At 53.9% G+C, this 519-nt stretch carries 1 pseudogene; it reads right to left on the reverse strand.

Features of this window, described 5'->3' with window-relative positions:
- Positions 1-519, reverse strand: a pseudogene (locus H8K52_RS22095) (hypothetical protein); the annotation flags it as partial.

Below are 519 nucleotides of genomic sequence, written 5' to 3' on the forward strand. Positions count from 1 at the left end.
CTGTTCCACCACCCAACGCATACGCATAAGTCGAGGCGATGGTTGTTGGGCTCGACAAGGAGACGGTGTAGACCAAGTTCGTGCCTTCGACGACATTGTTGTCGCCTGTTCCTGGTGCGCCTGGTTCGACAGTGGTGATCGTTGGTTGATCATTGTCGATGATGCCGCCGTTACCTGTCACGCCACCAACAACCAATGGCAGTGTTTCTGGGGATGCGGAATCGACGACGACATCATTGATCGTGGCGACGGTGACCGTGAAGCTGGTCACGCCACTTGGCACGATCAAATTGCCGCCAACTAAGGTGACGCCATTACTGAACGTTGGTGTGGTGTTGTAATCAGCACCGGCAGTGGCTGTACCACCACCTAAGCTATAAGCGTAGGTGGAAACATTCGATGTCGCCGCTGACAAACTGACCGTGTAAATCAGGTTGTTACCTTCGACCACATTGTCATCGCCGATGCCTGGGGTACCTGGCTCGACTGTGGTGATCGTTGGCTTGTCATTGTCGATGA

Origin of the sequence: Affinundibacterium seohonense (assembly GCF_014284305.1) — a bacterium.
Lineage (GTDB): Bacteria > Pseudomonadota > Gammaproteobacteria > Burkholderiales > Burkholderiaceae_D > Undibacterium > Undibacterium seohonense.